Origin of the sequence: Pandoraea sp. SD6-2 (assembly GCF_000389825.1) — a bacterium.
Taxonomy (GTDB): Bacteria; Pseudomonadota; Gammaproteobacteria; order Burkholderiales; family Burkholderiaceae; genus Pandoraea; species Pandoraea communis.
The window spans coordinates 25,012-47,622 of the sequence record NZ_KB944456.1 but is presented as its reverse complement, the minus strand read 5'-3'; the positions used below and the strand labels follow the sequence as shown (position 1 = coordinate 47,622).

Annotated in this window: 21 protein-coding genes; 3 read left to right on the top strand and 18 right to left on the bottom strand. The window is 64.5% G+C overall.

Going from position 1 to position 22,611, the window contains the following annotated elements; genetic code table 11:
* Nucleotides 1–29: 29 nt before the first annotated feature.
* The 5 genes from C266_RS22320 to flgB all read right to left on the bottom strand — a co-directional run bounded on the left by C266_RS22320 (nt 30) and on the right by flgB (nt 3,755).
* A complete protein-coding gene (locus C266_RS22320) occupies nt 30–773 on the bottom strand; it encodes a flagellar basal body rod protein FlgF (protein ID WP_010807726.1) in 744 nt (247 codons plus the stop codon).
* Between the two features lie 40 nt (nt 774–813).
* Nucleotides 814–2,070, bottom strand: a complete 1,257-nt coding sequence (gene flgE / locus C266_RS22315; protein WP_010807727.1) for a flagellar hook protein FlgE — start codon at nt 2,068–2,070, stop codon at nt 814–816.
* 79 nt (nt 2,071–2,149) lie between these two features.
* Nucleotides 2,150–2,881, bottom strand: a complete 732-nt coding sequence (gene flgD, locus C266_RS22310) for a flagellar hook assembly protein FlgD (RefSeq protein ID WP_010807728.1) — start codon at nt 2,879–2,881, stop codon at nt 2,150–2,152.
* Nucleotides 2,882–2,904: 23 nt separating this feature from the next.
* Nucleotides 2,905–3,309 carry a flagellar basal body rod protein FlgC gene (gene flgC, locus C266_RS22305; RefSeq protein ID WP_010807729.1) on the bottom strand — a complete coding sequence of 135 codons (405 nt, stop codon included), beginning with the start codon at nt 3,307–3,309 and terminating at the stop codon, nt 2,905–2,907.
* 5 nt (nt 3,310–3,314) lie between these two features.
* Nucleotides 3,315–3,755 (bottom strand): flagellar basal body rod protein FlgB, encoded by a 441-nt coding sequence (flgB, locus tag C266_RS22300; RefSeq protein WP_036664149.1) that lies wholly within the window; start codon nt 3,753–3,755, stop codon nt 3,315–3,317.
* 412 nt (nt 3,756–4,167) lie between these two features.
* Between flgB and flgA the strand changes: the two genes are divergently transcribed.
* From flgA to C266_RS22285, 3 genes are all read left to right on the top strand, one after another.
* Nucleotides 4,168–5,193, top strand: a complete 1,026-nt coding sequence (gene flgA, locus C266_RS22295) for a flagellar basal body P-ring formation chaperone FlgA (RefSeq protein ID WP_010807731.1) — start codon at nt 4,168–4,170, stop codon at nt 5,191–5,193.
* Between the two features lie 126 nt (nt 5,194–5,319).
* On the top strand, nt 5,320–5,658 hold the full coding sequence (gene flgM, locus C266_RS22290) for a flagellar biosynthesis anti-sigma factor FlgM (protein WP_010807732.1): 339 nt from the start codon (nt 5,320–5,322) through the stop codon (nt 5,656–5,658).
* On the top strand, nt 5,655–6,113 hold the full coding sequence (locus C266_RS22285) for a flagella synthesis protein FlgN (protein ID WP_010807733.1): 459 nt from the start codon (nt 5,655–5,657) through the stop codon (nt 6,111–6,113). Before flgM ends, C266_RS22285 begins: the two co-directional genes overlap by 4 nt.
* Nucleotides 6,114–6,216: 103 nt before the next feature.
* Here the strand turns inward: C266_RS22285 and C266_RS22280 are convergent, their stop codons facing one another.
* The 13 genes from C266_RS22280 to C266_RS28305 form a co-directional block, all read right to left on the bottom strand.
* A complete protein-coding gene (locus tag C266_RS22280; RefSeq protein ID WP_010807734.1) occupies nt 6,217–6,945 on the bottom strand; it encodes an RNA polymerase sigma factor FliA in 729 nt (242 codons plus the stop codon).
* 37 nt (nt 6,946–6,982) lie between these two features.
* Nucleotides 6,983–7,837, bottom strand: a complete 855-nt coding sequence (locus C266_RS22275; RefSeq protein ID WP_010807735.1) for a flagellar biosynthesis protein FlhG — start codon at nt 7,835–7,837, stop codon at nt 6,983–6,985.
* A complete protein-coding gene (gene flhF, locus C266_RS22270; RefSeq protein ID WP_010807736.1) occupies nt 7,830–9,092 on the bottom strand; it encodes a flagellar biosynthesis protein FlhF in 1,263 nt (420 codons plus the stop codon). Before flhF ends, C266_RS22275 begins: the two co-directional genes overlap by 8 nt.
* Nucleotides 9,089–11,149, bottom strand: a complete 2,061-nt coding sequence (flhA, locus tag C266_RS22265) for a flagellar biosynthesis protein FlhA (protein ID WP_370855816.1) — start codon at nt 11,147–11,149, stop codon at nt 9,089–9,091. The genes flhF and flhA overlap by 4 nt, the downstream gene beginning before the upstream one ends.
* A 48-nt stretch (nt 11,150–11,197) precedes the next feature.
* Entirely contained in the window at nt 11,198–12,349 is a 1,152-nt protein-coding gene (flhB, locus tag C266_RS22260; protein WP_010807738.1) for a flagellar biosynthesis protein FlhB, read from the bottom strand.
* Between the two features lie 186 nt (nt 12,350–12,535).
* Nucleotides 12,536–13,129 (bottom strand): protein phosphatase CheZ, encoded by a 594-nt coding sequence (gene cheZ / locus C266_RS22255; RefSeq protein WP_051126522.1) that lies wholly within the window; start codon nt 13,127–13,129, stop codon nt 12,536–12,538.
* Between the two features lie 83 nt (nt 13,130–13,212).
* Entirely contained in the window at nt 13,213–13,611 is a 399-nt protein-coding gene (gene cheY / locus C266_RS22250) for a chemotaxis response regulator CheY (protein ID WP_036664138.1), read from the bottom strand.
* A 134-nt stretch (nt 13,612–13,745) separates the two neighbouring features.
* Complete coding sequence (locus C266_RS22245; RefSeq protein ID WP_010807741.1) at nt 13,746–14,825, bottom strand: chemotaxis response regulator protein-glutamate methylesterase; 1,080 nt, start codon at nt 14,823–14,825, stop codon at nt 13,746–13,748.
* Nucleotides 14,822–15,496, bottom strand: coding sequence for a chemoreceptor glutamine deamidase CheD (gene cheD, locus C266_RS22240; protein ID WP_010807742.1), 675 nt, complete (start codon nt 15,494–15,496; stop codon nt 14,822–14,824). Before cheD ends, C266_RS22245 begins: the two co-directional genes overlap by 4 nt.
* A 1-nt stretch (nt 15,497) precedes the next feature.
* Nucleotides 15,498–16,448 carry a CheR family methyltransferase gene (locus tag C266_RS22235; protein WP_010807743.1) on the bottom strand — a complete coding sequence of 317 codons (951 nt, stop codon included), beginning with the start codon at nt 16,446–16,448 and terminating at the stop codon, nt 15,498–15,500.
* Nucleotides 16,449–16,508: 60 nt separating this feature from the next.
* Nucleotides 16,509–18,134 carry a methyl-accepting chemotaxis protein gene (locus C266_RS22230; RefSeq protein ID WP_010807744.1) on the bottom strand — a complete coding sequence of 542 codons (1,626 nt, stop codon included), beginning with the start codon at nt 18,132–18,134 and terminating at the stop codon, nt 16,509–16,511.
* Between the two features lie 183 nt (nt 18,135–18,317).
* Nucleotides 18,318–20,078, bottom strand: a complete 1,761-nt coding sequence (locus C266_RS22225; protein ID WP_036664106.1) for a methyl-accepting chemotaxis protein — start codon at nt 20,076–20,078, stop codon at nt 18,318–18,320.
* Nucleotides 20,079–20,140: 62 nt separating this feature from the next.
* Nucleotides 20,141–22,501, bottom strand: a complete 2,361-nt coding sequence (locus C266_RS28305; RefSeq protein ID WP_010807746.1) for a PAS domain-containing methyl-accepting chemotaxis protein — start codon at nt 22,499–22,501, stop codon at nt 20,141–20,143.
* Nucleotides 22,502–22,611 lie beyond the last annotated feature (110 nt).

Genomic DNA, 22,611 nt, shown 5'->3' with positions numbered 1-22,611 from the left:
TTTCACGACCCCGGCGCACCCCCCGCGCGTTAGCTGAAGTTCAGCAACTGGTTGGCGGTTTGTTCGTTGGTATCGGCCGTCGAGAGCATCTTCATCTGTATCTCGAAAGCCCGCGATTGGGAAATCATGTTCACCAGACCACTGACCGGATTGACGTTGCTGTTCTCGATCGAACCCGAGACCACCACAACATTCGGATCGACCTGCGCCGGTGCGTTGTTCGCCGTGCGGAACAGTCCGTCGTCGCCGCGCACCAGATTGCCTTCCGGCGGATTCACCAGCTTCAACTGCCCCATGACGGCGATGGAGTTGGGCGGATCGCCCTGCCCAAGTGCCGAGAGCGTGCCGTCGGTGCCGATGCTCACGGCCGCGCCCGGCGGTACGGCGGCCGGCCCGGCGTCGGTCATCACCGGCAGCCCGTGCAACGTGAGCTGACCGTCGGCGGTCATCTCGAGGTTGCCACCGCGGGTATAGGCTTCGCGGCCCTGCGCATCGCGAACGGCGAGCCAGCCCTGCCCCTGAATGGCAACATCGAGCGCACGGCCGGTCTGCTGCATGGCGCCCGGCGTGAAGTCGGTGCCCGGCGTGGACGTGGTCACGAACGTGCGGGTGCCCGTCGTGCCGTCTGCGGCGCGCACGGGGGTCTGGCGAAACGCCGCGAGCTGGGCGCGAAAGCCCGGCGTCGAAACGTTCGCCAGATTGTTGGCGGTGGTCGATTGCTGCTCCATCGCCTGCTTCGCGCCCGTCATGGCGATATAGATCAGACGGTCCATCGACGCCCCTCCTCCAAGTTACGCATGTGCGCCGTCCGCCTTACAGATTCACCATCGTCTGCATCAACTGGTCTTCCGTCTTGATCGTCTGCGCGTTGGCTTGATAGTTACGCTGCGCGGTGATCATGTGGACCAGTTCCGCCGTCAGATCGACGTTCGACGCTTCCACTGCGCCGGCCTGCAGCTTGCCGAGGTTCGTGCCGCCCGGCACGCCGACGATCGGAATGCCCGAATCGGCCGACTCCGCCCACAGGTTGTTGCCCAGCGGAATCAGGCCCTGCACGTTGTTGAAGTTGGCGAGCGCAACCTGACCGAGCGTCATCGACTTCGTGTTCGAGTACGTACCGACGATCGTGCCGTCTGCATTGAACGTGAAGCCCGTCAGCCGGCCCGACGTATAGCCGTCCTGCGTGAGCGTGTTCGGCGTGTAGGTATTGCCGTACTGCGTCGTGCCCGTCAGGTTGAGCGTCAGGGTCGCGGGCGATGCGCCGTTGCCGTAGGTGATGGCCGGCAGCGTGATCGGGCCGGTCACGGCTGCGCCGGTCGAATCCGTCTGCGAAACCAGGCTGCCGGCCGTGTTGAACGTCATCGTGCCGATCGGGCCAGCGCCGATTTGCGTCGTGCCGTCGACCGAGCCGTACACGGTCCACGTGGCGTTGTTGGTCACCGGATCGACGCTCGTCTTCTTGAAGTACACGTTGACGTCGTGCGAATTGCCCAGCGAGTCGTAGACCTTGAGCGACGTGGCGTTCGTGTACGAGGTCGGATCGGTGATCGAGAACGGCGTGGCGTTGAGCGGACTGCGCGAGTCGAGGTTGAACTGGCCCGTGATCTTCGTGGTGGCGGTCGGTGCAAGATCGCCCGTCGGGATCTGGAGATCGACCGGCGAGACGCTGTTGACGATGCCGTTCGGGCCGGCAAGGTAACCGGTCAGGTGGTCCCCATTGGCGTCGACGATGTAGCCGTTCTTGTCGAGCGAGAACTGGCCGTTACGGGAGTAGGCGATGGTGCCGTTGTTCGACACGCGGAAAAAGCCGTTGCCCGAGATCGCGAGGTCGAGCTGACGGTTCGTGACCGTGATGTCGCCCTGTGTGAATTGCTGCGCGACGGTCGACACACGCGTACCGATACCGACGGTGTTGTTGCCCGCGCCGAACAGCGAGTTCGCGTAGATGTCGGCGAACTGCGCCTGCCCCTGCTTGAAACCGACGGTGGCCGCATTGGCAACGTTGTTGCCGATGACGTCCAGGTCCTTGGAGGCGGCGTTCAGGCCGCTCAGTCCGGTCGAAAATGCCATGGTGATACTCCTGAAATTCGGTGATCGACGATGTTTGTCGCGATGAAAACGGTTTAGGGCTTACGTCGGATGAGAGCGGTTACAGGATTTCGCGCACGTCGGAGAGCTTGATGTTCGAGCCCGTGCCGACATTGAGCAGCGGCGCGCCCGTCGTGCTGGCCACCACGCTCTGAACCTGTGCGTAGGAGAGCAGCGTCGGCGTCACGGCCTTGCCGTTGGCCGAGGCGGTCACCGTCAGCGAGTATTTGCCGTCGGCCACGGTGGCGCCGGCGTCGTCCTTGGCGTCCCACGTGAGCGCCTGCACACCGGCGTCGAGCGCACCGGCGTTGACCGTGCGCACCACCTTGCCGGTGCTGTCCTTGATCTGAATCGTGACGGTGTCGGCGTCGCCCGCCAGTTCGAAGCCGAATGGGGTGGCCGTCTTCGTGACGGTACCGTCCGTTGCCGTCGTGCTGCCCACGCCGATGTTGTTGCCAGGAACCAGCACGCCCTTGCCGACCAGCGCGGCGGCTTGCAGGCTCTGCGTCGAGTTGAGCTGCGACGTCACCGACGACAGCGTGGTGTTCAACTGGGTGATGCCCGAGACCGTGCTGATCTGCGCGAGCTGCGAGGTCACCTGCGAGTTGTCCATCGGGTTGAGCGGGTCCTGATTGTTCATCTGTGCGACGAGCAACTTCAGGAAGCTGTTCTGCAGATCGTCTGCGCTGCCGGCCGAGGACTTCGAGCTGGAGCTGTTGCTCGCCGTACCGTTGACCGAATCCAGGAACGACTGCGAGAAATTGGCAGCGTTCGACGTGTTGATACTTGCCATTGTTCTGGTCTCCGCGCGGCCCCTTACTGGCCGACCGTGAGGGTTTTGAGCATCAACGTCTTGGCGGTATTGAGTGCCTCGACGTTGGCCTGATAGGAACGGGAGGCGGAGATCATGTTGACCATCTCCTCTACCGGATTCACGTTGGGCATGGTCACGTAGCCCTGGGCGTTGGCTGCCGGATTCTTCGGGTCGTACACCGTCTTGAGCGGCGACGGGTCGTTGACCACGCCGGCCACCTTCACGCCGCCCACGTCGGTGCCCGTCACCGGGTTGACCTGAAACACCACCTGCTTGGCGCGGTACGGCTGACCGTCCGGGCCGGTCACCGACTCGGCGTTGGCCAGATTGCTGGCCGTGACGTTCATGCGCTGCGACTGGGCCGTCATGGCCGAGCCGGCAACATCGAAGATGCTCATGAGTGGCATGGCACTTACCCTTGACTCGTGATGGCTGCCAGCATCGTCTTGATCTGGCTGGACATGACCGTGAGGCCCGTTTGGTAATGCACGGCGTTATCGGCGAAGTTCACGCGCTCGGCATCGAGTTCGACGGTATTGCCGTCGACGCTTTGTTGATACGGCACGCGATAGAGCAGCTCGGGACCGCCCATCGGCGGCGCGGCGCTCACGCCACGGCCGGCGATATGACGCGAGGACGTGCGCGAGAGCGACACGCTCGACTCGGTGGCGAGCTGCTGCTGCGCGCCGCGCTCGACCGCCTGGCTCAACGCACTGTTGAAATCGACATCGCGCGCCTTGTATCCCGGCGTGTCCGCGTTAGCGATGTTCGACGAGATCACTTCTTGACGGTAGGCGCGCATGGCCAGCGCCTGCTGGGAAAATCGCAATGCCGCATCCAGTTTGTCCATGATCTCGTCTCGCCCAATGCTTGCTCTGATGCTGGGTGCTGCACAAGAAACCTGCCCGTGATGCGCCCGTGGCATCGGGTCCGCTCAGAGGTCTCTGGCGGGCCCCGCGCGTTGCGCAGTCGGGATGTCCTGCCGGGGTCCGGAAAAAGTACGGACCTTTTGGCATGCTGTGCATCGTATGCGTGCCCCCCTGGATTCAATCGGAGGAATAGGAAGGAGATTGACCGCCATTTCGAGCCATGCCCCGCGCGGGGACATCTCTAGAATGGCTTCCTGACGGCACCGGGCGGGGTTCGCCCCCCAGGCACAGGAACGCTGCCTGGTGCCGTCGGCTTCACGGACTGACGTGTGCCGAGGCAGGTTGAGCGTCGAGCACCCATGGCGACATCGGGTGACGGCTGCAAGGAGAGTCACGATGGCAGGCAAATACGGCAGCGGTCTTGCCAGCGCCCCCCACACGCGTCATGCGTTGCGGCAGGGTCTGCGCGCGTCCGTGTGTTCCGGGCTGCTGGCCGCCGTACTCGGTCTGACGAGCCTGACCACGCCGGGCTTTGCACACGCCGCCCCCCCTGCCGCCGGCATCGCCACCGATACCGCAGCGCAGCACCTCGGCAACACGCTGGGCCCGGGCGCCATCGTCATCCCCGGTAACAACACCGCCGCAGGCGGCGTCGCATCGAACGTGCCGAACATGGTTCACCCCGTCACGACGGCGAACGCCAACGCTGTTGGGGCGAATGCGGGTGTTGCCAGCGCGAGCGCGCAAGCGCCCCAGACAGCCGCCCCCCAGCCCCTCCAGAATTCCCAGTTCCAGAACACCGAAGCCATTCGTCAGACGGCCGAACGGTTTCTGCGCGAGCAGACGACAGGGCTGCCGGGGCGCGTGGCCATCACGGTCGGCGACGCCGTTTCCGATCGCATGCCCGCCTGCCCTGTGCTCGAACCGTTCCTGCCACCCGGCGCGCGTCTGTGGGGCTCGACGACAGTGGGTGTGCGCTGCTCGGGCGAGCGGCCATGGACGTTGTATCTGCAAGCCCGCGTGAGCATCAACGCGACGTACTTCGTCGCGGCGCGCCAGATCAATCCGGGCGAGACCATCGGGCCGAACGATCTGTCGCCGCGCCAGGGCGATCTCACGCTGCTGCCGCGCACGGTAGCGACCGATGCCGGTCAGATTGTCGGCACCGTGGCCGTGAACCGTATTACGTCGGGCCTGCCGATCCGCGCCGATCTGCTGCGCAGCGCGATTGCCGTCCAGCAGGGACAAACCGTCCGCGTGGTCTCGCGCGGCTCGGGATTTGAAGTCAGTACCGAAGGTCAGGTGCTGTCGCGTGCCAGCGCCGGCGACCCCGTTCAGGTGCGTACCCGCGCCGGTCAGGTCGTCAGCGGCACGGTCAAGACAGGCAAAGGCGGCAACGTCGAGGTTGAAGTTGCGCTTTGAGTAAGCACTCACTACGATTGAGTATTCGTTGAAAGCACCCGGGCACTTGAACTGGTAACAGGATGTTACTTGCCTAAAGTTGTGGCGGATAATGCCGTTACACAGGCAAGTTTCTGGGGAAAGCACATGAAAATCGAACCACCCGCCAAACCGCTGACTGGCGTCGGCGCGAGCAAGGCGACGGCTGACCGGGCGAGCACTGGCGCTGTGAGCGCCGACGGCTCGCCCGCGTCTGCTGCAAATGCTGGCAGCGATGCGAGCGTGAGCACGAGCGCCCTGTCGTCGGAAATGCGCGCCTTGCAGTCTGCGCTGGCACAGACAGGCTCGGCCGATGTCGACGTGACCAAGGTGCTCGCGATCAAAGACGCGATTGCCAAGGGCCAGCTCACTATTGATCCCTCCAAGATTGCGGACGGTCTCATTGCGACCGCACGCGATCTGCTCTCGACGCAATCGAAGTCATGACCCCTGATGCCCTGCTGAACGCCCTGTCTGCCGAAACGACCGCCATTGGTGCGTTTTCGGCGTTACTTGGCGAAGAGCAGCAGGCATTGGTCAGCGGCACGCTCGACGCGCTGCCGGAGCTGACCGAGCGCAAGGCGCGCGCGGTGGCGGAACTCGCGACACTCGGTCGCGAGCGCGACGCTCAGCTGCAAGTCCTGGGTTATTCGCCTGACGAGGCGGGTGCTGCGGCGGCTTCCGCCGACGACGCCCGGATCGATATCGCCTGGAAGGCGCTGCTCGACGCCGCGTTGGACGCCAAGCGCGCCAACGAGACGAACGGCATGCTCATCCACACGCGTCTGACCTACACGCAGCAAGCCCTGAACGTGCTGTACGGCCCGGAGAAGAACGCGCCGCTGTACGGACCGGACGGCCGCACTACACCGCGCTCGAGCGGTGGAAGTGTTACGGCCTGACCGCCTGCCTGTTCAAGTTAAGCTTGGCCGTTCGCTAGCCCCTCCGGCGCGCTTCTCGCGTCGCGTCACCGCAGTCTGCTTCAGCCCCCCCTGGGAGCTCGGATTAATTCGCCGACGTCCACGCCTTCTCACGCAGCGTCGCGCGCAAGCGCGAGATCGCCTGGCTGTGCAACTGGCAGACGCGAGACTCGCTTACTTCGAGCACCGCGCCGATTTCGCGAAGGTTCAGCCCTTGCTCGTAGTACAAGCTCATTAGCAACTTCTCGCGCTCCGGCAAGCGATCGATGGCGTCGACGACGCCGCCGCGCAATCCCTCATCGAGCAGCATCGTGAGCGGGTCGGCGCCCGGATCCGAACAGATCCGGTCGATGAACGGCTCTTCGTCCGCCGCTTCGAAGTCTTCGTAATAGATCAACTGGCAGCCGTGCACGTCCTGCAGCATTTGCTGGTACTCGGACAGCCCGATGGACATCTCGCTTGCAATTTCGCTCTCCGACGGCCCCCGGCCCAGCCGCTGCTCCAGCCGCTGCACCGCCTGCTCGATCTGACGCGCCGTCTTGCGAATGCCGCGCGACGCCCAGTCCAGCTCGCGCAACTCGTCGAGCATTGCCCCGCGAATGCGCTGGCTCGCGTACGTTTCGAACTGCGCGCCCTGCGTCTCCTGATACCGGTTCGACGCATCGAGCAGCCCCAGCATACCGGCCTGAATCAGATCTTCCAGCTCCACGCTCGCCGGCAGCTTCGCCATCAATTGCAGCGCCAGACGGCGCACCAATGGCGCATATTGGGTCAGTGTGTCGTTCGTGTCGACCTTCCCGCGCGCGGTATACATGTTCCCCTCCGCTTTCTCTCGACGCGTGCCGTGACGCTCAGACCGTGTGGGCGCTAAGCGCCCCCACACCATGCGCCAGCTCGCTGCCACGATCGGCACCGAGCGCCGCCGGGCTCGTCTCGCGCATGGCCAACGGCCAATGCATCACCTGTGCCGCCAACTGACGATACGCCACCGCCGCCGGTGCCATGGGGAACGCATCGACCACCGTGCGCATGAGATGCCGCGCCCGCATGACCTGCCGATCCACCGGCACATGGCCCGCCAGTTCCAGCGACACCGCCAGATAGCGGCTCGCCGTCGTTGCCAGATTGCGGCACACCACACGTGCCTCTATATCTTCTGCCCGATTCACCAGCACCCGGAATTGCGCCAGCGCATAGTCGAAATGCGCCTGCTTGATCCAGGAATACGCCCCCGTGATCGATGCCGGCTCGCATCCGAGCACCACCATCACCTCATGCGCCTGTGCAGCCAGCGGGCTGAGCACCGCCCCGGCACGCGTGCAGTCGATGACCACGATGTCGGGCTCGCCCATCGTGAGCAGCGGCAACGCACCCGACGGGTCGATACGTTCGGGATGACGGTGCGCCACCGGCACCAGAACCACGTTGTCGCGCGTATGGACACGAATCGCGTCAGACGACACGCGCCCGGCCAGCACGTCGTGGATGTCGCCGCGCAGCGTCAGGCCAAGGGCCGGCGCCGCATGCCCGCTCTCGTCGGCCAGCACGACATCCTGACCGTGATGGGCCAGCGCGCTGGCCAGATTCAGAGCAACACTCGTCTGACCCGCTTCAGGCGCACTCCCCACCACCGCGACGATACGCGTGGTATGGCGCGCCACCAGACGGCGCAGTCCCTCAGCTTGATCGATAACGAGTTTAACCAAAGCAGGCCTCGCCTGAAGGTTGAGCGGACGCGAAGAGCCCGCTGTAGTTGGGGTCGACCCCGCGCACCACAGCCGGCAGGTCTTCCTCGGCCGGCACAAACGGCGAGCCCGTCACCGGCGCCGAAAGCGCCGTGTCGATCAGGAACTCCCGGTCGGCAACGTGCAGATTTTCCGGCACGCGCTGCCCCGTGGAAACGTAATGCACCGGCAGACGGTGACGAATCACCGTATCGAGCACCGAACCGAGATTGGTCGTCTCGTCGAGTTTCGTGAGAATACACCCGGCGAGATCGCTGCCGCCTTCCGCACTGGCGCTGCGATAGGCGTGCACCACTTCGTTGAGCGTGTCGCCATGACTTGTCGCGTTGAGCAACAGCAGACGCTGCACCGGGGTCTGCGCGCCGCATAGCATCGCGACCTGTTCGGGTACGGTGCGGTCGCGCTGGCTCATGCCCACCGTGTCGATCAGCACCATGTGCTTGTTGCGCAACTCGGTCAGCGCCAGACGCAAATCCGTGGCGTCCTTCACCGCATGCACCGTCACGCCGAGAATCTTGCCGTAGATGCGCAACTGCTCATGTCCGCCGATACGATAGCTGTCGGTCGTGAGCAACGCGAGCTTCTCTGCGCCATGACGCATCACGCAGCGCGCCGCGAGCTTGGCCGTCGTCGTGGTCTTGCCCACGCCGGTCGGGCCCATCAGTGCATACACACCGCCCCGGTCCATCAACTCGTCTTCGTTCGGCATGATGGGCAAGTTGCGCTTGAGCGCTTGCTTCACCCAGTCGATTCCGTTCTCGCGATCGCTCCCCTCCGGCAGATGTTCGAGCAGCGCGCGGCCCAGTTGTGCCGAGAACCCGGCAGCCAGCAGCGTGCGCAGAATCTCGCCCTGCGCCGGCGAGCGGCGTTGCTTGTCGTTCCAGACCAGCCCCGCCACCTGCTCCTCGAGCAAGCCTCGCATGCTCTGGAGTTCACCCATCATCGTCTCGGCGAATGCGCTCGCCGCAGCGGCGTCGTGTGCACTCGCGGCAGGTGACGCAGCGATCCGCGCGGGTGCCGCCGGCCGGGGACGCGGCCGGTACGTCGGCATGTCGCCGCCTGCGAGCGCGTCGAGATCTTCTTCCGCCAGCGCAACGATTTCCACGCCGTTGGCAACCGAGCGGTTGGACAACACGACCGCATCGGGTCCGATTTCCTCGCGAATCTGGCGCAGTGCGTCGCGGCACGTGCCCGCAAAGAATTTCCGAATCTTCACGCTTGACCTCCGATGAGTGCCGTCATTTTCACGTTCCGTGTGTCAGGCACTTCCGCATACGACAGAACCTTGAGCTGCGGCAGGCTGCGGCGCAAGAAGCGCGAAAGCAGTGAGCGCAGCGGATGTTGAACCAGCAATACCGACGGCAAGCCCTGACGTTCCTGACGCGCCACGGCTGCCTGGGTTTCGCGCAGCAGCGTGTCCGCGAGGCCCGGTTCGAGACCGGTGCCTCCGCCCGCGGACAACGCCTGCGTGAGAATTCGTTCGAGATTGGCGTCGAGCCCCACCACTTCGAGATCGCCGCTGCCCGGGAACACGCTTTGCGTGATCGCACGACCGAGCGACAGGCGCACCAGCGCCGTAAGGTCGTAAGGGTCCTGCACGCGTGCGCCATGCTCGGCAATGGTGTCGATGATCGTGCGCATATCGCGAATCGGCACCTGCTCTTCGAGCAGGTTCTGCAACACCTTCTGCAACGTGGTGAGCGTGACGGTCTTCGGCACCAGATCTTCGATGAGCTTGGGCGCGTCCTTCCCGATACGCTCGATGAGCTGCTGCACTTCCTGGCGCCCCAGCAACTCGTGCGAGTGGGCGTTGATCAGGTGGTTCAGGTGCGTCGCCACCACGGTGCCGGCATCGACCACCGTGTACCCATAGGCCTGCGCCTGATCGCGCTGACCGACGTCGATCCAGGTGGCCGGCAGGCCGAAGGCCGGGTCGCGCGTCGGCGTGCCTTGCAGCGGCGCAGTGACCTGCCCCGGATCGATGGCGAGCAATTGGCCCGGATACGCTTCGCCTTCGCCGATGGTCACGCCCTTGAGCGTGATGCGGTACTGGTTCGGGCGCAGCTCCAGATTGTCGCGAATGTGAACGACCGGCGCGAGGAAACCGATTTCCTGCGCGAATTTCTTGCGGATGCCCTTGATACGCTTGAGCAACTCGCCGTCCTGATTGCGGTCGACGAGCGGAATGAGCCGGTAGCCGACTTCCAGTCCCAGCGGATCGACGAGCGCCACGTCGTCCCACGAGGCTTCGGCCACTTCGGCTGGTGCGGTAGCCGCCACCGGTGTGGGGCGCGCCGCCTGTTGCTTGGCCGCCTCGGCCTTGCGAAACTGCCAGCGCGCGAGGGCGCCGAGCCCGATCGCCAGCAACAGGAAGGCGAAGTGCGGCATGCCGGGAATCAGCCCCATCAGGCCCAGAATCGCCGCCGTGATGCCGAGCACACGCGGATTGCTGAACAGTTGCGAGACGACCTGCTGGCCGACGTCTTCGTCGGTCGCCACACGTGAGACGACCACACCGGCGGCCGTCGAGATCACCAGCGCGGGGATCTGCGCGACGAGGCCGTCGCCGATGGTCAGCAGCGTGTAGTTCTTGGCGGCGAGGCCGATGTCCAGTCCGTGCTGAACCACGCCGACGATCAGGCCGCCGACGATGTTGATGACCATGATGAGCAGACCGGCGACCGCGTCGCCGCGCACGAACTTCGATGCACCGTCCATCGAGCCGTAGAAGTCGGCCTCCTGCGCGATCACCGAGCGGCGCTTGCGCGCTTCCTCTTCGCCGATCAGGCCGGCGTTCAGATCGGCGTCGATGGCCATCTGCTTACCGGGCATCGCATCGAGCGTGAAGCGCGCGCCAACTTCGGCGATCCGCCCCGCACCCTTCGTAATCACCATGAAGTTGATGACCACGAGGATGATGAACACCACGATACCGACGGCGTAATTGCCACCCACCAGGAAGTGCCCGAACGCTTCGATCACCTTGCCTGCGGCGTCCGGGCCGGTGTGGCCTTCGAGCAGCACCACGCGGGTAGACGCCACGTTCAGCGACAGCCGCAGCAGCGTGGAGAACAGCAGCACGCTCGGAAACGCCGCAAAGTCGAGCGGCTTTTGCGTGTACATGCTCACGAGCAGCACCATCACCGCCAGGGCGATGTTGAAGGTAAACAGCAAATCCAGGATGAACGGTGGCAACGGAAGGATCATCATGCCCAGAATCATGATGATCAGCACCGGCGCGGCGAGCGACTTCAGACTGCCGCCGAGGAGCATTTGCGACGAGCGCAGCCACTGGTTCGCGCGAGGGTTGAGGTTCATTCGTTACACTCGTTTCGGCCCGGCGCGCCGCGGCGCGTCGAGTTCGGCCGGCACCGGCAGGTCGGACGGAACGCTTGGCTCCATGCCCCCTTCGGTACGCCAGCGGCGAAGCTGGAAGACCCACGCGAGCACTTCGGCCACGGCCGTGTACAGCGTGGCCGGGATTTCGTGACCGATCTCCACGTGCGCATGCAGCGCGCGCGCGAGCGGCGGGGCTTCGAGAATCGGGATGTTGTGCTCCGCACCCAACTCACGGATGCGCTGCGCCACCAGATCGGCGCCCTTGGCCAGCACGCGCGGCGCGCGCATGTTGTCCTTGTATTCGAGGGCGACGGCAAAGTGCGTCGGGTTGGTCACGATCACGTCGGCCTTGGGCACGTCCTGCATCATGCGGCGGCGCGCGGTCTGACGCTGCAACTGGCGGATGTGCGCCTTGAGGTGCGGATCGCCTTCCGATTCCTTGTTTTCCTGACGCACTTCCTCTTTGGTCATGCGCAGTTTCTTGTAGTGCTGCCAGAGCTGGAAGGGGATGTCGATGGCCGCCACCAGCAGCAGCGACGCCACGATGAACGCGCAGCACACCACGATCAACTCGCCCACGTAGGGCAGCGCCGCCCGCGGCGACTGGGTCATCAGCCCCATCACGGCGTCTTTATCGCGCGCAATCGCCCAGTAGGCCACCGCCCCGACCAGCAGTGTCTTCGCCACCGCCTTGACCAGTTCGACCAGACCTTGCGTGGAGAACATGCGGCCAAGCCCCTTGAGCGGGTTCAGCCGGCCAAAGTTGGGGGCCAGCGACTTGGTCGTGAAGAGCCAGCCGCCCAGCGCCATCGGGGCGGCGATCGCCGCGAGCACCAGCAAGCCGAGCAGCGGGGCGATGGCGACGAGGGCGTCGGCGCCCGAGTGGGCGGCGTGGGAAAGCATGCGGTGGGTGTCGAGCGCGGTGCCTGGCTCGAACGCCATGCCGTGGCGCATGAGCTGTGCGAAACCCTGCGAGATCCGGTCGGCCGTCATCCACAGGCCGGCCACCCCGGCCGCCAGCAAGGCGAACGTGGAAAGCTCGCGCGAACGCGCAACCTGTCCCTCCTCGCGCGCCTTTTCAAGACGCCGGGGGGACGCAGGTTCCGACTTTTCGAGATCGCTTTCCTCTGCCATGCCCTATCCACTGCGGGCGGACGAACCCACCCTATCGCGACTGATTATGGCCGTAACCGTCAAGTCACAAAGGGGGGAATAGAGGCGGGATTGGGCGGTATTTCGTGACAGCGGCCGAACGAGGCCGGCGCCGGGGCCGAAAAACTACGCCCGCCAGGCCGGTCAACCGGCTGGCGAGGCACTCACTCAGAAGCCGAGGCTGGCGAGCAGGTCGTCGACCTGGCCCTGATCGGCCACGATGTCGGTGCGACCTTCCTTCTTGATCTGCGGCCCGTTGAGCAGCGAGTCTTCGGCCTCCTTGCGCTTCTCCGGAGGCATGTTCTCGAGCAGCGTCTGAAGCAGATGCTTCTCGATCTCCTGCACGACCTCCATGATCTTCTTGATGACCTGACCGGTCAGATCCTGGAAATCCTGCGCCATCATGATTTCCATCAGATGGTTGTTGGTCGCGCGGGTGTCTTCTGGCACGCGGCGCAGATAGGTGCGTGTCTCGAGGACAAGCTTGCGTGCGTCGTCGAGTTCGAGCGGCTCGTCGAACCACTTGGCCCAACGCTCGTCGAGCGCGTTGGCGTCCGCTTCAAGGCGATCCTGAAGAGGCTTGGCCAGTTCGATGGCCGTGAGCGCCCGCACCGCCGCCTGCTCGGTCATGGTGGCGACGTAGTTCAGGCGGTCGCGCGCGTCGGGAATTGCCTCGGCAGCCTGCTCGAGTTGCTTGTCCAGCCCCAGTTCACGCAGGTTGTCGCGCAACATGCGCGTCAACTGTCCGATGCGCATGAGCATGCGCTCGGCGGGGGCCGCCTCGCCGGTCACGTGAGCGCCATTGGGCTCACCCGGCCATTCAGTGCTCGCCTCGTGGGTCACGCTCAGGCCCCCGTCTTGTCCATTTTCTCGAAGATCTTGCCCAGCTTTTCATCCAGGGTCGCCGCCGTGAACGGCTTGACCACATACCCGCTCGCCCCCGCCTGGGCGGCAGCGATGATGTTTTCCTTCTTCGCTTCGGCCGTCACCATCAGCACCGGCAGCTTCGAGAGGTTCGGATCGGCACGGATCTGCTGGAGCATCGTCAGGCCGTCCATGTTCGGCATGTTCCAGTCCGAGACCACGAATTCGAAGTTGCCGCCACGCAGTTTGGCCAGCGCCGCCGCACCGTCTTCCGCTTCGTCGACATTGGAGAAACCCAGCTCCTTGAGCAGGTTTCGCACAATCCGGCGCATCGTCGGAAAATCGTCGACGACCAGGAATTTCATGTTCTTGTCTATCATCATTACTCCAATTCGGCCGGCGCCCCTCGGGGGCCGGCGATATTCATGGGCAAATTCCGCCGCCACTCAGTGCCCTGAGTGTGCCCGCAAATCCATGCGAACCATACGGCGAAAAAACGCCAAAAAGCGCACTACTATACTCGTTGGGTGCGTTCGCCAAATTTCGCGACCTGATGCAGCACTTTGCGAGCCATTTCGTGCAACGGCACCACTTCTTCTGCGCCGCCCATGGCAATGGCCTCGCGCGGCATGCCGAACACGATACAGCTCGCTTCGTCTTGCGCGAAGGTATATGCGCCGGCCTGGCGCATTTCCACGAGACCGGCCGCGCCGTCGCGGCCCATGCCCGTGAGAATGACCCCGATGGCGTTGCGTCCGGCATGCACGGCCGCGGAGCGAAACAATACATCGACCGACGGCCGATGTCGATTCACCGGCGGCGCCGGGTCGAGCAAGGCCACATAGTTCGCACCGCTGCGCGAGAGCTGCAAGTGAGTGTCGCCGCCCGGCGCGATGTACGCGTGACCCGGCAGCACACGCTCGCCATGCTCGGCTTCCTTCACCGTGATGCGGCATAGACCGTTCAGGCGCTGCGCGAACGATTTGGTGAAACCGGCCGGCATATGCTGGGTGATCAGAATCGCCGGGGCATCCGGCGGCATCGGCACCAGCACCTCGCGAATCGCTTCGGTGCCGCCCGTCGACGCGCCGATGATAATCAGCTTCTCCGTCGACACCAACGGGTTGCGCAACATCGGCGCCGCTTCGATCGGTGTGGGTACCGCGCTCTTGGGCGGGGCGCTGCGCACCCGGGCACGGGCGGCCGCACGAATCTTGTCGGCGATCATCTCGCCGTATTCGAGCATGCCGTCGCGAATACCCAGGCGCGGCTTGGTCACGAAGTCTACCGCGCCGAGTTCGAGCGCACGCAGCGTGACTTCCGAGCCGCGCTCGGTCAGCGACGACACCATGAGCACCGGCATCGGACGCAGGCGCATGAGCTTCTCGAGGAAGTCCAGCCCGTCCATGCGCGGCATTTCGACGTCGAGCGTGAGCACGTCCGGGTTGTGCTGCTTAATCAGGTCGCGCGCCACGAGCGGATCGGGTGCGGTCGCCACAACGGTCATGTCCGGTTGCGCATTGATGATCTCAGTCATCAGACTGCGTACGAGTGCGGAATCGTCCACGCACAGGACTTTGATTGGTTCGCTCAAGCCTCCTCCATTTGTCGGTTGTCAGGCCCCGGCCGAGGCTTGGCATTTCTGGCCGGTGGCGCAAAGAGTTCTACGGAGCCCCGTACTTCGCGTGTGCGCAAACGCTGCGCGTACGCCTGTTCCCGCTGGACGATGGCCGGATCTCCCCGGTCGCCCAGCTTCTTGACCATCACCCGCCCGGTGCGCGGTAAAAAGCACACCTTACGCGGATGCGGTCCGAGCAGATCCTGCGCCGTGACGCGAATCTGCTCCATCTCGAGATAACGCAACACGAAGTTCGCATTGCGATCGCCGATGTTCAGTGTGGTCATGCCCGCCAGCACCGCGCCGCCGCCGAAGACTTTCGCTTCGAGCCGTTCGCGCTTTGCGCCGAGCTTGATCAGCTCGTTGATGAGCATTTCCATAGCGTATGCGCCGTAACGCATGGACGCCGAGAGTATACGGTCGCGCTCGCTTTCGCCATCGTCCGGAAGCATGAAATGGTTCATGCCGCCGATGCCCGTGACGCTGTCGCGCACGCATGCAGCCACACACGAGCCAAGCACCGTCACGAGCATGATGTCTTCGGTCGTGACGTAATACTCCGACGGCAGCAATTTCACCGCCTGCATGTTGAACGCATTGTCGAAGTAATGATTGGTCGCGAGCGCTTCGGCCAGTGGTTGCGCCATGTCAGGCTCCCCGTGCACTCGTGCCGGCCAGTTCGTAGACCGTCTGCCCACGCAGTCGGAACGACCGGCTCACATAGGTAAAGTTCTCGGAGTGCCCGGCAAAGAGCAACCCGTCCGGCTTTAGCAAGGGCACGAAGCGCTCGAGAATCCGCGCCTGTGTTTCCTTGTCGAAATAGATCATCACGTTGCGGCAGAAGATGACGTCGAACGGACCGCCGATCTGCCACGACGGCGCCAGCAAGTTCAGCGGCTCGAACGTCACGAGTTGCTGCAACTCCGGACGCACCCTGATCTTGCCCGCGTTCGCGCCCGTGCCGCGCAGAAAGTGGCGGCGCAATTGCTCTTGCGAGAGTTTGCCGGTCTGCTCGCCGCTATAGACGGCAGCCGACGCGCGCGTCAGCACCTGTGTATCCACATCCGTGGCCAGCACGCTCGCATTCGGGCGCGAGCCCAGCGTGTCGACAAGCGTCATCGCAATCGAGTACGGCTCTTCGCCGGTCGACGCCGCGCAGCACCAGACCGAAATCGGCTTGGGGCGCTGGCGCACAAAGTCGGCGAGCAACGGGAAGTGATGCGATTCACGGAAGAACGACGTCAGGTTGGTCGTCAACGCGTTGGTGAACGACTCCCACTCGCCGTCGCCGGTATCGGCCTCGAGCATGTCGAGGTATTCGGTGAAGCTCGTCATGCCGAGCGCACGCAAACGCCGCGCGATGCGGCTGTACACCATCTCGCGCTTATGTTCGGCCAGTGCAATCCCGGCACGCTGATAGATCAGGTTGCGGATGCGGCCGAAATCGGCCAGCGAGAAGGCAAAGTCGCGCTCGCCCGAGAGGGCGGCACCGCTTGCGCGCGCGAAATCCGCGCTGCGCGAGCTGCCAGCGTCGTGCGCGCCGGTGTTGCCAGCGGCACTGCGGCGCGACAGCTGCGAGGTATTGCGCGAATCAGTCATGGTTTCTCACTTTGCTGCAACGTCAATCGTCGGACGTCATGTTCACTGTTGTGCTCACATTCATGCGGCGCGAGCCAACGGCTGCGGCGTCGGTTCCCGGCGCGTTGCGCTCATGGCATGCACGCTCGCGCCGCCCTCGCCGTTCGTCTGGAACACCGACACGGCATCGCGCAATTCGTCCGCCTGCGACTCCAGTGCGCCGGCGGCGGCCGCCGCTTCTTCCACGAGCGCCGCGTTTTGCTGCGTCACTTCGTCCATCTGCGTGATCGCGCGGTTGACCTGCTCGATGCCGCTCGACTGTTCGGCCGACGCCGCCGAGATCTCGCCCATGATGTCGGTCACGCGTTTGACCGCCTGCACGATCTCGCCCATGGTCTGACGTTGTTGCGTCACGAGCGCCGTACCGTCGTGCACGCGGCGCGCCGAGTCTTCGATCAGCGTCTTGATTTCCTTCGCCGCCGCCGCACTGCGCTGCGCCAGCGTGCGCACTTCGCCCGCCACCACGGCAAAGCCGCGCCCCTGCTCGCCCGCACGAGCCGCTTCCACGGCAGCGTTCAACGCGAGGATGTTGGTCTGGAAGGCAATGCCATCGATCACCCCGATGATGTCGACAATCTTGTTCGAGCTGGCCGAGATGCCGTCCATCGTTTCGCCGACCTGCCCGGAGACTTCGCCGCCACGTGTGGCGATGTCCGAGGCGTTCACGGCAAGCTGACTGGCCTGGCGCGCGTTGTCCGCGTTCTGCTTGACCGTGGCCGTGAGCTGCTCCATCGACGAGGCCGTTTCTTCCAGCGAGGCGGCCTGCTGTTCCGTGCGGGCCGACAGATCGGTGTTGCCGGCCGCGATCTGATGCGCGGCTGTCGTGATCGACTCGGTGCCCTGGCGAATCTGCCCGATGGTCTGGGCAAGCGTCTGCTGCATGCGCTGCATGGCGTAGATCAGACTGCCGGTGTCGCCCGGCGCGACGTCGACAGGATCGTAAAGATTGCCGCCGGCGATGCGGTGCGCAATTTCGGCCGCGTAATCGGGTTCGCCACCGAGACTGCGTTGCACATTGCGAATGATCGCCATCATTGCCGCAGTGACGATGGCGCCGATGACAAGCATCGCAATGCCCAGGCGCCACAGCGTGGCATAAAACGCTTCATCGATGTCCTGGACGTACACACCGCTCATCACGGCCCAGTCCCAGGGCGCGAAGTACTTCACGTACGAGAGCTTCGCGAGAAATTTGTCGCTACCGGGCATGCGGCCGTAGTAATCGACGAAGCCAGAGCCCTTGCTCTTGGCGACTTGCGCCATCTCGATGAAGAGCAGTTTGCCGCTCGAATCCTTGTAATTGGAGACGTCCTTGTTGACCAAATCGGCGAGTGTCGGATGCATGAGCACGGTCGGCGTCGTGTTGAAGACGACCAGATAACCGTTGTCGCCATAGCGCATCATCTTGAGGCGTGCCATGGCCTGCTGTTTCGCCTCGTCGACGCCGATTTTGCCCGCCGCAGCCTGCGCCGCGTAGTCGCGCACGATCCCGTCGGCAGTGGAGACAATGTTCTCCAGCGCGGAGCGTCGCTCCGATATCACCGTGCCGCGCTCATGCCAGGCAGCCCAGCCGCCGAGAATCAACAGCCCCAGCCACATCAGCGCAAGCGCTGACCAGAGTTTTGCCTTGAGACTCAACTGCATCATGATGTGACCCTCCACCCGCCGCACGTCGCGGTGTAATGCGCGCGACGGCGTTTCGTCTTACCGATTATTGCCACTTGCCGACACGCGTCTCGTCGATTCCGGCCCATCTTGCTCCGGGACAGACGCGTGCACCGTTCCTATAAGTTGTTACCTGGTTGCCTTTTACGCCCGTTCGACGCGTGCTCAGAAGGTTTCCCAGTCACCGCTCGCGTCGTCCGTACCGGTGCGGGCCGCTGGCGCGGCTGCGGCCGGTGCCGGTTTGCGCTGCGGCGCGGCTGCGACCTTCGCCGCCGGTGCCGGTGCCGCAGCGGCGGGCGCCGCCACCTTCTTCACTGCCGGACGCGCGGCGCCCGGCTTCGCCGCCAGCGTCGGCGCCGCGTGGTTTGCTGCGGCCTGACCGGCGTCCAGGCGGAACACCGAGACAACCGACTTCAGACGATTGGCCTGCTCTTCCAGCGAGCCGGCGGCAGCGGCCGCTTCTTCCACGAGCGCCGCGTTTTGCTGCGTCACTTCGTCCATCTGCGTGATCGCGCGGTTGACCTGCTCGATGCCGCTCGACTGTTCGGCCGACGCTGCCGAGATCTCGCCCATGATGTCGGTCACGCGTTTGACCGCCTGCACGATCTCGCCCATGGTTTGGCCCTGCTGCGCCACGAGCGCCGTGCCGTCTTGCACGCGGCGTGCCGAATCTTCGATCAACCCCTTGATTTCCTTCGCTGCCGCCGCACTGCGTTGCGCCAGCGTGCGCACTTCGCCCGCCACCACGGCAAAGCCGCGGCCTTGCTCACCGGCACGCGCGGCTTCCACGGCGGCGTTCAACGCGAGAATGTTGGTCTGGAAGGCGATGCCGTCGATCACGCTGATGATGTCGACGATCTTGTTCGAGCTGGCCGAGATGCCATCCATCGTTTCACCGACCTGCCCGGAGACCTCACCGCCACGCGTGGCGATTTCCGAGGCGTTCACGGCAAGCTGGCTGGCCTGACGCGCGTTGTCCGCGTTCTGCTTGACCGTGGCCGTGAGCTGCTCCATCGACGAGGCCGTTTCTTCCAGCGACGCGGCCTGCTGTTCCGTGCGGGCCGACAGATCGGTGTTGCCGGCCGCAATCTGCTGTGCCGCAGAGGTGATCGACTCGGTGCCCGAGCGAACTTCCGCGACGGTGCGCACGAGGCTGTCCTGCATGTGTCTCACGCCCTTGAACAGACGCCCGGTTTCCGTGTCGCTCGACACGTCGACGCGTTGCGTGAGGTCACCGTTGGCAATCTTCTCGAAGTGCTTGATGGCGTCGTCGATCGGGCCGACGATAGCGCGCGTGAGCGTGACCTGCGTCACGATGCCGACGAGCAGGCCCACAGCGAGGCCCAGGCCGACCATCCACATCACCATCGTGTAGCGGCTCTGTGCGTCGAGGTAACGATCTTCTGCGTTCTTGACCTGCAAATCGGCCAATGTCGTCATCGCCTTCGTGTAGTCGGCAAACAGGCGCGGCACGTCGATCACCGTCTTGGCGTGGAAGTCGGGAATATCGCCGGATTCGATGGCCTTGAGGGCGGGCAGGATGCCATCGTTGACCACTTTGCCGCGTGCGACGATCACAGCGTCGGCGATGCTCTTCTCGCCATCGCTCATCGGCAGCGCGGCATAGGCAGCCCAGGCGTCGTCAGCATTCTTGAGGCTCCTGCGAACGTCTTCGATCGCCGTCTTGATCTCGGTCGGATCGGCAATGAATTCGATGCGCGAGAGGGTCACACGTGCGCTCAGTGTCCCAACCGTCGTCCGCGCGAGCGCGCGTGCCGACGCCATGTCGTTCGAGTAAATCTCCTGCAGCGATGCATTGCTTTGTCGCAGCGAGACGAGCCCCACAGCAGCGCCGACAACCAGCAGCACCATGAAGAGTCCTAGCGCCAGCGTCAGCCGAGCCCGGATGGTGACATTCTTAAACATAACGACCTCTACCCCGTGAAGACCGGCCAGCGGCCGGCATACCCATCTGAATCATCGAAACGTCAAAACTCTTCCCAATCTCCCGGATCACTCGACTTCGCCGCCGCAGCTCCCGCCGATCCGCCTGCTGGTGCCTTGTCCCTCCGTGCTGCGATTGGCAGCACCTGAGCGTCTTTTTGTGCGGTGGTGGCCGCCGGCGCGGGCGGCTGCGCACGGCGCGTCACCGCACGCGTCGCCCCCCCGCCGGCACTCGCGCGTGCCGGTGCGGCGCTGGCTGCCGATGCCACGGCCGTTGCCGCCGAGGCAGCCTTTGTGGCTGAGACGGCCGGTGCCGCCGCACTCGCCTGCCGCGCGATAGACGCCGTGCGTTGCATGGTGGCGCTGGACGCCCCGGCGAGCTTGACGCTGTCGCCGACACGGAAGACGGCAACCGCGTCGCGCAAGCGATGCGCCTGATCTTCGAGCGATCCGGCGGCAGCCGCCGCTTCTTCCACGAGCGCCGCGTTCTGTTGCGTGACTTCGTCCATCTGCGTCACGGCACGGTTGACCTGTTCGATGCCGCTCGACTGCTCGGCCGAGGCCGCCGAGATCTCGCCCATGATGTCGGTCACGCGTTTGACCGCCTGCACGATCTCGTCCATCGTCTGACCGGCCTTCGCCACGAGCGCCGAACCGTTTTCCACGCGCCCGACCGAGTCTTCGATCAGCACCTTGATTTCCTTCGCCGCTGCCGCACTGCGTTGCGCCAGCGTGCGCACTTCACCTGCCACCACGGCGAAGCCACGTCCCTGCTCGCCCGCGCGGGCCGCTTCCACGGCGGCGTTGAGCGCGAGAATGTTGGTCTGGAACGCAATGCCTTCGATCACGCTGATGATGTCGACGATCTTGTGCGAACTCGTCGAGATGCCGTCCATGGTGTCGACGACGTTGCCCACCACCTGACCGCCGCGCTCGGCAATCTCCGAGGCGTTCACCGCCATCGCGCTCGCTTGCCGGGCGTTGTCGGCGTTCTGCTTGACCGTGGCCGTGAGCTGCTCCATCGACGAGGCCGTCTGCTCCAGCGAGGCGGCCTGTTGCTCCGTGCGGGCCGACAGATCGGTGTTGCCTGCGGCGATTTCGCGCGAAGCCACATTGATCGAGTCGATGCCTTCACGGACATCCGAAACGATGGACAGCAGACTGTTCTTCATGACCGTGAGGCTGAAGAGCAACTGCCCGATTTCGTCGTGGCCCGAGCCTTCGGCCGTGCCGGTCAGGTCGCCCGCCGCGATCTGCTTGGACATCGAGAGCGCGACGCGCAGCGGATGGTTGATCGCCCGGCGCAGAATGCTGCCGAGAACGAACAGGATGACAATGCCGCCGAGCACCGCCACTGCCGTGGCACCGCGCACGAGGGTGTGCTCCTTCTGCGCTTGCTCGTACAGATCGGTCGCCTGCGTGAGCTCGAGACGCGTGAGCACGTTCAGCTCGTCGCGCATCGGGCCATAGGCCGGCTTCACCTTCTCGATATATGTCTGTTGGGCACCCTCGGCCGAGCCGGCCTTGAGCATCGCGACCGTTTGTTGAAGGCCATCGGTCGTGAAGTGCTGGCGAATCACGTTGAAACGCTCCGCCTGCGCCTGCGTCGCCGGATCGACCGCCTTCATGTACTCCGCCCACTGACGGTTGATCTCGTCGAGACTGCCCGCGATTTCGTCGCCCGCGCGCTTCATCGCGTCGAGGTTCGGGCTGCCTACGGCTTCCGCCACGAGCAGCACATCGCGATCGAGCTTCTGGCCGATCACACCCAGCGTGCTCACCGGCACCATACCGTTCTGGTACACGCGCAACAGCTTCTGATTGCTGCTCGAGACGCCCCACATGCCCAAAGCGCCGACCACGACGAGCAGAATCGCGCCGAGCACGATCATGCCGGTCAGACGCGCACGCAGCGTATCGAGACGGACCTTGCGCACCAGTGCCGCAATCCCGCCGCGCTCGACCTTGCCGCCGCGAATGCGCAGATTGCCCGCTTGCCCATTGCGAAAGCGCGCATAGACGGTTTCAGCCTGCGCCGTCGCCCCCGCCGCAGGACGTACGCGCACCGATGTGTAACCCACCACCGTGCCGTTCTCCTGCGTCGGCGTCACCGTCGCCAGCACCCAGTAGTAGTCGCCGTTCTTACGGCGGTTCTTGACCAGCCCGATCCACGTGTCGCCGCGCTGAACTGTCTCCCACAAATCGCCGAACGCCTCCGGCGGCATGTCCGGATGGCGCACGATGTTGTGCGGCGCACCCAGGAGTTCATCGCGCGAATAGCCGCTCACCTCCACGAAGGCGGGATTGGCGTACGTGATCCGCCCCTTGAGATCCGTCCGCGAGATCAGGTACTGATGCTCGCCGATGACGAACTCATTCTGGGTGACGGGCTGGTTATTGCGCACGTACTCGGTCTCCGTGGACTGGGTGAGTGGGTTATGGTTTGTGAGGTGATGTTGCGGGTGTCTCGGCCCGCCGTTCACGTCCGTGCTATGTGTCTTGCTTTGCGCGCCTG